Here is an 11,721-nt window from a genome sequence, read left to right as displayed (position 1 = left end):
ACCGCCTCACGGCGTACGGGGGTGTGCGGAGGACCGCTCGGGGGCCTACCCGGGGGTCCGGGAGGGGCCCGTCGGGGGCCGGGTCAGGGGGCCGGCGGGAACAGCACCGGGACCGCCGACACCAGGTGCGAGGCCCGGTCCAGGGCGCTGGCCAGCAGCGCCAGGTCGGTCGGGCCGTTGCCCAGCTCGCGGACCGGGCGACGGGCCGGCGGATCGCCCATCCGCTCCCACTCCACCGGCACCACCGTCGGCCGCAGCGTCGCCGTCCGGGGGATCCGGCCGGTCACCCGGCCGCCCTGGAACGGGACCGTGCGCCCGTCGGCGTACCGGAGCACGCCCCGGCCGGGGCCCGGCTGGTCGGGGGCGTCGAGCTCCACGCGCAGGGTCGTGAGCCGGGCCAGCTCGGTGTCGGCCGTCCGGTCCGGGCGGGCGCTGGTGGCCGCCAGGTGCACCCCGAGGCGGGCTCCCTCGCGGGCCACCGCCTCCAGCGCGCGGACCACCGAACCGGCGGCGGGCCGGCCCGTGCTGCCCAGGCCCGGCGCGACCAGCGCGTCGAAGTCGTCCACGAGCACGACGAGGCGGGGCAGCGGGCTGGGCCCGGCCGCCGGATCGGTACGGGTGGCCGAGGCGCGCAGCCGCAGGGTGCCGGAGCGCTGGGGTTCGAGATCGCCGCGCAGCTCCCCGGGGGTGGGCTGGCGGGGCGAGACCATCCGGTCGGAGACCTCGCGCACGGCGTGCCACTCGGAGAACGGCACCCCGTCCAGGAGCTCGGCCCGCCGCTTGAGCTCCGCACCGAGCGCCTGCGCGAACTCCCGCATCCGCAGCGGGTCCGAGGCGATCAGGTGCGCCGAGACGTGGGGCAGCTCCGTACAGGGCAGCAGGCCGTCGCCGCGCTCGCCGCCGGCCCCGTCGAGCAGGACCAGGCCGAGCCGGTCGGGCCGGGCGGCGGCCGACAGGGAGGCGGCCACGGAACGCAGCAGTTCCGTACGGCCGCTTCCGGCGGGCCCCTCGATCAGCACGTGCGGCCCGTCGGTGACCAGTTCGGCGCCCACCGGCCCGCGCCGGCCGGTGCCGAGGACTATCTCCGCGAGCCCGCCGACGCGCTGCCCCTGGTCGGTGGAGGCGGCCCAACGGGCCATCAGGGACGCCGGGGTGGCCCGGGCCAGCCCCAACTCGTCCAGCAGCCGGGAGGTCTGGGGCAGGTTGGCGACGGCCGGCCGGTAACCGCCCTCGATGACGGGGGAGTCGGCCTTCAGCGGGGCCAGGGCGCGGGCGAACCGCTCCGCCCAGGCCGCCGATACGGCGTCCGCCGTGGCCGTCCCGCCGGAGGCGGCCGGTCTGCCGCCCGCGACCGCGAAGGTCCGTACGGTCGTGGCCACATCACCGCTGAGCAGGGCCGCGGTCCGGCAGTCCCGGAAGGCGGGGGCGGCCGCGCAGGCCGCCTCGTAGGTCTCGGCGACCGGTGAGGCGGGCGTCGCGGCCGGCGCCTCGGCCAGGGCCAGCACGTGGATCCCGGCGGCCGGGCCGTGCGAGGCCAGCCGGCTGGTGATGTCCCGCAGCGCCCCGGGACCGGGGTCCCCGTCGAGGACCAGGAGGGTGTACGGACCCCGGTAGGCGTACGAGGCCTCGCGCACCGCGTCCGGTCCGGCGGCGGCCCAATGGGTGCCGAGGGGGCCGTCGTCGAGCCGCCGGGTCAGCTCCCCGGTGCGGGCGGCCGCCTGATCGCGGTCGTACGCGAGCAGCAGCCGGCAGTCCTGCCCGTGCGCGGGGCGTACGTGGGGCAGCCAGCCGAGCCAGCCCCAGTCGCGGCGGCGTTCGGCGAGCGGACGGGCCCGGTCGGTGGCGATCAGCACGATCTCCAGGCGCTGGCCGGGGGCGTGCAGGGCCGCGAGCCGCGCGATGACGGAGCGGGCCACACCGGTCAGCCGGGCCCGGGGTCCGGCGATGCCGAGCGCGCCGGTCTCGCGGAGCGCGACCTCGCTGCCCGCGCCGAGCGTGACATCGAGCCCGGGAGGCCCGGCCCACAGTCGCGGGGCCGGCCCGAGGGCGGTGAGCAGCAGGGTCGCGGGATCGTCGGAGCCGGGCCGCACCGTGACGGCGGCCTCGGCCTCGGCGACCACCTCCACCTCGGCGGCCTCCGCCCCGCGCACCCATTTCCGCGCCCAGGCCCCGATCCCGCGACGTGCCCCACGGCGGGGCTCGGCCCCGCCCTCGGCCGCGCGGGCCGGCTCGGACTCCTCCCAGCCCTCCGCGCCGTGATGCTCGACCCCGGTCCGCGGCGACGACCCCGCCCCGGCGTGGCCGTAGGGGCCGGGGGCACCACCCGCGTGTGCGGCTCCGGCGTACGGGTCGGGCGCCCCGGCGTGCTGCCCGGAGGCGCCCGCGCCGTACTGTCCGGCGGCTCCGCCGTCTCGTGCTGCTCCGGCGTGCCCGCCGGGGTGGCTGCCGGGGTGTTCTGCCGCGGCGTGCCGGCCGGGGGCCGCCCCGGGGTGGGCGGGTTCCGTGTACCGGCCCGGGGCTGCGGCCGGGTGTGCCGGTCCGCCGTACTGCCCGGCGGCTCCGCCCTCGTGGGGTGCTCCGCCGTACTGTCCGGCGGCGGGCCGGTCGGGAAGCGAAGGGTGTCCGGCGCCCGCGGTGCCGGACCCGGCGGCGGGCCTGGCGATCCGGCCCGCGCGGAGGGAGCCGGCGGCGTCGCCGTCCCGGCCGGTCTCCCCGTAGGGCCAGGGGTCCGGGGAAGCGGAGCCGGACGCGTCGCCGCGGCCGCCTCCGGTGTGGTGCTCGGTGCCCCGGGCGGCGGGGACCGTTCCGGCGCCGCCGTCCCGGTGAGCCCCGGGCGCGCCCGCGGCGCCGTGCCCGGGCCTGACGGGGTCGGGGGCGGAGCCCCCGTTCCGGGAAGGGGCGGGGTGCGGGATCTGCCCCTGTGCCCCCCGGCTCCCCGCGCCGGGGTACGCCGCTGCGGCCCGGGCGCCGCCGCCGGGGTGTGACCCCGTGGCGGTGTCCGGCGCAGCGCCGGTCCACGCTCCGCTGGAAGCGCCGCCGCCTTGGTGTGACCCCGCCGGGCTGCCGGGCGTAGCGCCGGTCCGGGCTTCGCCGGAGGCCCCGCCGCCGGGGTGTGATTGCGCCGCCGAGCCCGGCGTGGCGCCCGCGCGGACGGAATCGGGGTGGCCGGGGGGCGCGTCGGGGTGGGGTCCCGGGAGGGGGACGGAGAGGTGGCCCTCCAGGTCAGGGGTGAGGGGGAGGGGAGCGGGGGCCGGGCCCACGGCCAGGCGGAGGGTGGATTCTCCGACCCGCAGCAGCGCCCCCGGCGCGAGCGCCACCCGCTCCGCGCCGACCACCGCGCCGTCGAGCGTCGTACCGTTCGTCGACCCGAGGTCGGCCACCGCCACCCGCCCGTCGGGCAGCACCGTCACGGTGCAGTGCAGGCGCGATACGTCGGGATCGTCCAGCGGGACGTCCGCGTCGGCGGAGCGCCCGATCCGGATCGCCCCCGGGTGCAGCAGGTGCACCCCGCCGGCGTCCGGGCCGGCCACGACGTGCAGCTGCGGCCCGTCGCCGAGGGCGGTCGCGGCCGCGGTCCCGTCCGTCCGGACGTCGGGGCCGGGCACGTTCAGCGACAGCACCGCCCCGTCCACGAGCGGCGGCTCGCCGAGCGCGCACCGCGAAGGGTCCAGGCGCTCCGTACCGGCGTACAGCACCACCGTGCCACCGGTGTCGGGTCCGCCGACGGTCGCCGCGAGCCCGGAGGCCACCGCGGACAGCGCGGTGCCGACGGGCGCGGTGACGAGTACGTCACAGCTCGCCGGCGTGCCTCCTCCGCCGGTACCCCCGCCGGAGGCGGTCGCGGTGGAGGTCTGGTGGCCGCTGCGCGACCCCGACCCAAGGACGGTCAGCCGGATCTGCATCGCCGTCAGCGGTCCCTTCTGCGCGGTGCGCGGTGTGTGCGCCCGGCAGGGACCCGCGGGAGGGATCACCCATGCCGTCGGCATGTGGTGCCCGTCCGTCCGCCCCCACCCGGCACGGACGCGTCGTCCGGTCAGGTCTGCCCGGAAGGCGGGGCTCCCGTCCCGGCCGTTCCGTACGGGTGCATCCTCGCACCTGTCGTCTTCGACACGCCCGCCACCCACCGGCAAGTGATCTTGATCGGTCGCGGACCGGCACCGGACCTGCAAGCGGGCCGATCGGATATCGACAGGATGGCCGGGAAAATCGCCCCCGGCATACGCCGCAAACATCACCCTTAGTGCATATGTGCGGCAACCAACCTCCCTCACCCCGCGTCTTCCCTCGGGACAAGCCCTAGAGTGGGCCGGAAAACCATTTCGCAGATCAGGCGTGGACCAAGCGTGGACCAAGCGCGACCGTGCGCGGATCACTCGCCGGAATCGACGACAGCAGGGAGCGCGCGACGTGCGGCCAGTCGGCAGCAAGTACCTGCTCGAGGAGCCGCTCGGGCGCGGCGCCACGGGCACCGTCTGGCGCGCCCGCCAGCGTGAGGCGGCGGGTGCGGAGGCGGCCGTGGCCGGCCACCCCGGCGAGACCGTGGCCATCAAGGTCCTCAAGGAGGAGCTGGCCCAGGACCCGGACATCGTCATGCGCTTCCTGCGCGAGCGCTCGGTCCTGCTGCGCCTGACCCACCCCAACATCGTGCGCACCCGCGACCTCGTCGTCGAGGGCGATCTCCTCGCGCTGGTCATGGACCTCATCGACGGCCCGGACCTGCACCGGTACCTGCGCGAGAACGGCCCCTTCACCCCGGTCGCGGCGAGCCTGCTGACCGCGCAGATCGCGGACGCGCTCGCCGCCAGCCACGCCGACGGGGTGGTCCACCGCGACCTGAAGCCCGCCAACGTCCTGGTCGACGAGCGCGACGGCCAGATGAAGCCGATGCTCACCGACTTCGGCATCGCGCGCCTGGCCGACTCCCCGGGCCTGACGCGCACGCACGAGTTCGTCGGCACCCCGGCCTACGTCGCCCCCGAGTCAGCCGAGGGCCGCCCGCAGACCTCCGCCGTCGACATCTACGGCGCCGGCATCCTGCTGTACGAGCTCCTCACCGGCCGGCCGCCCTTCGCCGGCGGCACCGCGCTGGAGGTCCTGCACCGCCACCTCAGCGAGGATCCGCAGCGCCCGCCGAACGTGCCCGAGCCGCTGTGGACGGTCATCGAGCGCTGCATGCGCAAGGAACCCAATGAGCGCCCGAGCGCGGAGACCCTGGCGCGCGGCCTGCGCGTCGTCGCCTCCGGCATCGGCGTGCACTCCACGGTCGTCGAGGTCGAGGCCGCCCTCGGCGTCGGCGCGCTCCTCGCGCCCGACCCCTCGCCCGCGCCGGTGCCCGCGACCCCGGGCGCCGCGGACGCCACGCAGATGCTGCCCGGAGGGTCCGCCGGGGCCTCCCCGATGGGGGCCTACGACCCCAACGCCATGACCAGCGTGATGCCGCCGGTCGGCGCGGCCGACGCCACGTCGGTGCTCCCGAGCACGGGGGCGCCCGGGGCCGACCCGACCTCCGTGATGCCGCCCGTGCAGCGGCCGGACTCGCCGCACCCGTGGCAGTCGCAGATGCAGGCCGCCCGTGACCGCAACGAGCAGACGCAGATGCAGTACCTGGACCCGAGCGAGGACCCCCTGCGCCGCAGGCCGCAGCGCCAGGGCCCGCCGCCGCAGCAGCAGCAGCAGCAGTACCAGCAGCAGCCTCAGCGACCGCAGCAGCCTCCGCAGCAGCAGCCGTACCGTCAGGCCCCGCCGCCGCAGCAGTACCAGCAGCCCCAGCAGTACCAGCAGCAGCAGTACGCGCCGCAGCCGCCGCCGCAGCACTACCAGCAGCCGCAACAGCCCCAGCAGTACCAGCCGCAGCAGCAGCCCCAGTACCGCCAGCCCCAGCCGCCGCCCCAGCAGCAGCCCCCCCAGGGGCCGCCGCCGGCCCGCCGGGAGCCCCGCGAGCCGCGCCGCAGCGCGAACCCGGTGAGGATCCCGGGGCTGGGCTGCCTCAAGGGCTGCCTGGTGATGATCCTGGTGTTCTTCGTCGCGGGCTGGCTGGTCTGGGAGTTGACCCCGCTCCAGGAGTGGGTCGGCACCGGCCGGGGCTGGTGGGACCAGGTGTGGACCTGGGGCACGGGCGTCGTGGACTGGGTCACCGAGATCGGCGATGCCACCAGCGGTACGGGCGGTACGGGCTCCTGATCCTTCCCGCCCCGACCGGGCGCGCAGTACCGGCACAATCGGCCCGAACCGGGCCTTGTACCGGTGACTTCGTGGATTTGTCGACTTCCAGGACGTGATTTCGCCCGCAGAAGTGAAGGTCGCCGCGATCCGTGGACTCCAACACCCACCTGGCCGCGTAGCTTTGGTGCGTACGCCAGCCGCTGAGGGAGCAGTTGTGGCACGGAAGATCGGCAGCCGGTACACCGCGCACCAGATCCTTGGACGCGGCAGCGCGGGCACGGTGTGGCTGGGCGAGGGGCCTGACGGCCCCGTCGCCGTCAAACTGCTGCGCGAGGACCTCGCGTCCGACCAGGAACTCGTCGGACGGTTCGTCCAGGAACGCAGCGCGCTCCTGGGCCTGGAACACCCGCACGTCGTCTGCGTCCGCGACCTCGTCGTGGACGGCAACGACCTCGCCCTCGTCATGGACCTCGTCCGCGGTACGGACCTGCGCACGCGCCTCGACCGCGAGCGGCGGCTCGCCCCCGAGGCGGCCGTCGCCATCGTCGCGGACGTCGCCGACGCGCTGGCCGCGGCGCACGCGGCCGGGGTCGTGCACCGGGACGTCAAGCCGGAGAACGTCCTGCTCGACATGCAGGGACCGCTCGGCCCGGGCGGCGCGCATCCGGCGCTGCTCACCGACTTCGGCGTGGCCAAGCTCATCGACTCGCCGCGGCGGGCCACCGGCGGCCGGGCCTCGGCCCCCACCACCCGGATCATCGGCACGCCCGACTACCTGGCGCCGGAGATCGTGGAGGGGCTGCCGCCGCGCGCGGCGGTGGACATCTACGCCCTGGCCACCGTGCTGTACGAACTCCTCGCCGGTTTCACGCCGTTCGGCGGCGGGCATCCCGGGGCGGTGCTGCGGCGCCACGTGACGGAAACCGTCGTCCCGCTCCCCGGCATCCCCGACGAGCTGTGGCAGCTGATGGTCCAGTGCCTCGCGAAGGCCCCCGCCTCGCGGCTCCGGGCCTCGGAGCTCTCCCTGCGCCTGCGCGACCTGCTGCCGCTGCTGGCGGGGATGCCGCCGCTGGACGTGGACGAGCCGGACGAGCCGGAGCAGGCGGAGTTCCCGGAACCGGAGGCGATCGCCGATCCGGTGCGCCGCCGGGGCGTTGTCCCGCTGGTCCCCGGCTCCTCCACCGACTCCAACCGGGACACCCACACCTCGATGAGGGTGCCGGGGCCGGACGAGCTGGCGGGCGGCGCCCTGGGCACGGCCCGCGTTCCGCGTCCCGCCGGGGGGCACCGGCCCGGGTCCGCGCGGCACCGGGCGGAGACCGTCCGCAAGCGGAGGCTCGCGCTGTCCGCTGCCGCGGTCGCGCTGGTCGCGGCGGTGGGTGTCGGCGGCTGGCTGGCCGTCTCCTCCGACTCGGCGCCGCCGCAGGACGACAAGCAGTCGGGCTCGACGGCCCCGTAGCCGGGGGAGCGGGAGGCTCGGCCCTGCGGGGCGAAGTCCCCTACCCGCCCTTCGCCCGTTCCCCGGGGCTCGGCCCCGGACCCCGCGCCTCAAACGCCGGCGAGGCTGAAATGGCGCTCCGCGTCACCCGGCCCACACCGGCCAAACCCAGCCCACATCGGCCAAACCCAGCCCCTCCGGCGTTCGAGGAGCGGGGGTCCGGGGGCCGGCCCCCGGGAACGGCGCCGCACCCGGCAACGGGTCCGGGCGGAGCCCGGGGAACGGTGGAAGGGCGGGTAGGGGACTCCGAGCCGCGCAGCGGCCAGGGCCCAGCCGCGCAGCGGCCCGACCCCGCCCCGCAGAGCTCTGCGGCTACGCCCCGGTCAGCTCCGGATGCCAGCGCCGCGCCACCGCCGGGTGGGCCCGGACCCAGCCCTTCAGCTCGTTGCGGCCGTACTCCGCGTGCAGCGGGTTCGACGCGTCGTGCGCTATCCCAGGCGCCGTGTCCAGGTAGTCGCCCGGGACCGTCTCGATGACGGCGTCCAGGCGCGGGTTGTAGAAGAACGGCACGGAGAACCGCTCCACGGCCCCCGCCGGGCTCACCACGCGGTGGTCCGTCGCCGTCAGGTACCCCTCCGTCGCGATCTCCAGCAGTTCGCCCAGGTTGACCACGAAGGCCCCCGGCAGCGGAGGGACGTCCAGGAAGGCCCCGTCCCGGACCACCTGGAGCCCGCCCACCGAGTCCTGGAGGAGGAGGGTGAGGAAGCCGTAGTCCTTGTGCACCCCGACCCCCTGGTCGGTGCCCGTGGGGGCGGATCCCGGGTAGCGGATCAGCTTCGTGTGCAGGTGGGGCCGGTCCGCGAAGGCCGCGTCGAAGAAGTCCGCCGGGGCGCCGATCGAGGCGAGCAGCTCCTGGAGCAGGCGGTGCGCCACCGCCGCCAGCCGGGACTGCCACCCCAGCACCGCGTCCCGCAGTTCCGGCAGCGCGGCGGGCCACTGGTTCGGGCCCTCCAGCCACAGGTACGCCGGGTCGTCCGGTCCGACCTCCCGCGCCTCCCGCTCCGCGCCCACGTCGAGCTGGTCGCGCCAGTCGGAGGCGCCGCCGGTCAGCTCGTGCCCGATACGGGTGTAGCCCCGGAAGTGCGGGGAGTTGAGATTGCTCACGGCCAGCCGGTCCGCCTCCGGGAGGGCGAAGAACGCCCTGGTCAGCTCCAGGATGCGGGCGGTCTCGGCGGCGGTGATCCCGTGCCCGGTGAGGTGCAGGAAGCCGCTGTCCCGGGCGGCCGCGTGCAGTTCCTTGCGGAAGGAGTCGCGCAGCGCCGGATCGTCGGCCTGGGACAGGTCCAGGACCGGAAGGGAGGGCGAAGGCGGAGGGGAAGCAGAAGCAGAAGCAGAAGCAGAAGGGGAAACAGAAGGAGATGGAGAGGGCGCAGGAGAAGGGTGCGCGGACGGCATGACGGCTCCGTTTCGGGATGTCACGGGGTCCTGTCCCCGGGGGTGGCGGGGGCCGCGGCTGGGGAGGGCCGCCGGCAAGGTTGGCGCCGGGACCGCGAGGCCGCGTACAGGACCAAGTCGGATCGGGGTGGATCAGGCTTGGGGATGGTCCGGCGGCAGACAGCTCGTCGTCGTGACACGCATGTGGTCCACATGGCGGCGCTTGACGAGGAAGACGGTCATATCGTGAGCGTACGCCCGTGCGACCCGTCATTAGTACGGGGGATTCGGCCTGGCCGGAGAGCGTCCCCCGGGGACCGGCTACGCTGGACCCGTGGCAGTCGTCGATGTTTCCGAAGAGCTGAAGTCCCTCTCCTCGACCATGGGGTCGATCGAGGCCGTCCTGGACCTCGACAAGCTGAGGGCAGATATCGCCGTGCTCGAGGAGCAGGCCGCCGCGCCGTCCCTGTGGGACGACCCGGAGGCCGCTCAGAAGATCACGAGCAAGCTTTCGCACCTCCAGGCGGAGGTCCGTAAGACCGAGAGCCTGCGCGGGCGCATCGACGATCTCGCGGTGCTGTTCGACCTCGCCCAGGAAATGGACGACGCGGACACCCTCGCCGAGGCGGAGATCGAGCTGGTCTCCGTGCGCAAGGCGCTGGACGAGATGGAGGTCCGCACCCTGCTCTCCGGCGAGTACGCCGAGCGCGAGGCGCTGGTCAACATCCGGGCCGAGGCCGGCGGCGTGGACGCCTCCGACTTCGCCGAGCGCCTCCAGCGCATGTACCTGCGCTGGGCCGAGCGTCACGGCTACCCGACCGAGATCTACGAGACCTCGTACGCGGAAGAGGCCGGCATCAAGTCGACCACCTTCGTGGTCAAGGCCCCGTACGCCTACGGCACCCTCTCCGTCGAGCAGGGCACGCACCGCCTCGTCCGGATCTCGCCCTTCGACAACCAGGGCCGCCGCCAGACCTCCTTCGCGGGTGTCGAGGTGCTGCCGGTCGTCGAGTCCAGCGACCACGTCGAGATCGACGAGGGCGAGCTGCGCGTGGACGTGTACCGCGCTTCGGGCCCCGGCGGTCAGGGCGTCAACACGACCGACTCCGCGGTGCGCATCACGCACCTGCCGACCGGCATCGTGGTCTCCTGCCAGAACGAGCGCTCGCAGATCCAGAACAAGGCCAGCGCGATGAACGTCCTCCAGGCCAAGCTGCTCGAGCGGCGCCGGCAGGAGGAGAAGGACAAGATGGACGCCCTCAAGGACGGCGGAAGCTCCTGGGGCAACCAGATGCGCTCCTACGTCCTGCACCCGTACCAGATGGTCAAGGACCTCCGGACGGAGTTCGAGGTCGGCAACCCGCAGGCGGTGCTCGACGGCGAGATCGACGGCTTCCTGGAGGCCGGGATCCGCTGGCGCAAGCAGCAGGAGCAGACCGCGTAGGTCCGTACGGCTGTCGCAGGCAGTCGCGAGCAATCGCAAGCAAGCAGTCGGAAGGGCCCGGACGCCGTTGAGGTGTCCGGGCCCTTCCGTATGTGTGTCTGATCGGGACGTGGCGGCTGAGGAACTACGCCGTCTGCTGAGCCACCAGTGCCAGCGCGGCCACCAGGATCACCAGTAGCGCGATGAGCGCCACGGGGTTGAGACCGCCGGAGAAGGGGTCCTCCTGCTGGAGGCGCCCCCGGTTCGCCCGGCACACCGGGCAGCGGCCCTGGTTGACGGGTGCGGCGCAGTTCGCGCACACGAGCCGGTCATATGTCATGCGCTCCTCCTTTCGTCCCCTCGGTTACAACGGTCGCGGGAACCGGTCCGTTCCCCCTCCCACTGTGCCAGCTTCGATGACATTCGGCGCGGCCCCTCCGGGCAATCACGGTCGAGCACCTCTCGGACCAGGGGATATATCGGGCAACTCCGGACGCCGGGTCCACACCTCGCGCCTGTTCGCGTATGGTCACGCACACCTACTCCCGGCGACCGTGGTGCACCCGTGATCCGATTCGACAACGTCTCCAAGTCCTACCCGAAGCAGAGCCGCCCCGCACTCAGAGATGTCTCTCTGGACATTGCGAAGGGCGAGTTCGTCTTCCTGGTCGGCTCCTCCGGCTCCGGCAAGTCCACCTTCATGCGGCTCATCCTGCGCGAGGAGCGGGCGAGCCACGGCCAGGTGCACGTCCTGGGCAAGGACCTCGCCAAGCTCTCCAACTGGAAGGTCCCGCAGATGCGGCGCCAGCTGGGGACCGTCTTCCAGGACTTCCGCCTGCTGCCGAACAAGTCGGTGGCCGACAACGTGGCCTTCGCCCAGGAGGTCATCGGCAGACCGCGCGGCGAGATCAAGAAGGCCGTTCCCCAGGTACTGGAACTCGTCGGCCTCGGCGGCAAAGAGGACCGGATGCCCGGCGAGCTCTCCGGCGGTGAGCAGCAGCGCGTGGCCATCGCCCGTGCCTTCGTCAACCGGCCGGCGCTGCTGATCGCGGACGAGCCCACCGGCAACCTGGACCCCCAGACCTCCGTCGGCATCATGAAGCTGCTGGACCGGATCAACCGGACCGGCACCACCGTGATCATGGCGACCCACGACCAGCAGATCGTCGACCAGATGCGCAAGCGCGTCATCGAACTCGAGCAGGGCCGTCTCGTCCGCGACCAGTCGCGCGGCGTCTACGGCTACCAGCACTGAAAGGCTCCT

Annotated in this window: 7 protein-coding genes; 4 read left to right on the top strand and 3 right to left on the bottom strand. The window is 74.5% G+C overall.

The features are described 5' to 3' along the window. Window positions 1–83 precede the first annotated feature (83 nt). Window positions 84–3,902: an FHA domain-containing protein gene (locus OG247_RS16690; protein WP_442813624.1), complete on the bottom strand. Its 3,819-nt coding sequence runs from the start codon at window positions 3,900–3,902 to the stop codon at window positions 84–86. A gap of 505 nt (window positions 3,903–4,407) precedes the next feature. On the opposite strand from OG247_RS16690, the gene OG247_RS16685 reads away from it, so the two are divergent. Together OG247_RS16685 and OG247_RS16680 are read left to right on the top strand one after the other, a co-directional pair. Beyond that, a complete protein-coding gene (locus OG247_RS16685; protein ID WP_327252997.1) occupies window positions 4,408–6,180 on the top strand; it encodes a serine/threonine-protein kinase in 1,773 nt (590 codons plus the stop codon). A gap of 196 nt (window positions 6,181–6,376) precedes the next feature. Continuing rightward, entirely contained in the window at window positions 6,377–7,621 is a 1,245-nt protein-coding gene (locus tag OG247_RS16680; protein WP_327252996.1) for a serine/threonine-protein kinase, read from the top strand. Window positions 7,622–7,972: 351 nt separating this feature from the next. On the opposite strand, the gene OG247_RS16675 is transcribed toward OG247_RS16680, so the two are convergent. Then, window positions 7,973–9,055 (bottom strand): isopenicillin N synthase family dioxygenase, encoded by a 1,083-nt coding sequence (locus tag OG247_RS16675; RefSeq protein ID WP_327252995.1) that lies wholly within the window; start codon window positions 9,053–9,055, stop codon window positions 7,973–7,975. 313 nt (window positions 9,056–9,368) lie between these two features. Between OG247_RS16675 and prfB the strand changes: the two genes are divergently transcribed. Next, window positions 9,369–10,478: a peptide chain release factor 2 gene (gene prfB, locus OG247_RS16670; RefSeq protein WP_327252994.1), complete on the top strand. Its 1,110-nt coding sequence runs from the start codon at window positions 9,369–9,371 to the stop codon at window positions 10,476–10,478. 124 nt (window positions 10,479–10,602) lie between these two features. Here the strand turns inward: prfB and OG247_RS16665 are convergent, their stop codons facing one another. Continuing rightward, window positions 10,603–10,797 carry a hypothetical protein gene (locus OG247_RS16665; protein WP_327252993.1) on the bottom strand — a complete coding sequence of 65 codons (195 nt, stop codon included), beginning with the start codon at window positions 10,795–10,797 and terminating at the stop codon, window positions 10,603–10,605. A 225-nt stretch (window positions 10,798–11,022) separates the two neighbouring features. Here OG247_RS16665 and ftsE point away from each other — a divergent pair, with 225 nt between their 5' ends. Further along, on the top strand, window positions 11,023–11,712 hold the full coding sequence (ftsE, locus tag OG247_RS16660; protein WP_243337359.1) for a cell division ATP-binding protein FtsE: 690 nt from the start codon (window positions 11,023–11,025) through the stop codon (window positions 11,710–11,712). Window positions 11,713–11,721: the final 9 nt, after the last annotated feature.

This window comes from Streptomyces sp. NBC_01244 (genome assembly GCF_035987325.1).
Classification (GTDB): Bacteria; Actinomycetota; Actinomycetes; order Streptomycetales; family Streptomycetaceae; genus Streptomyces.
The sequence above is the reverse complement of the archived record's forward strand: the minus strand, read 5'-3'. Positions and strand labels throughout refer to the sequence as shown.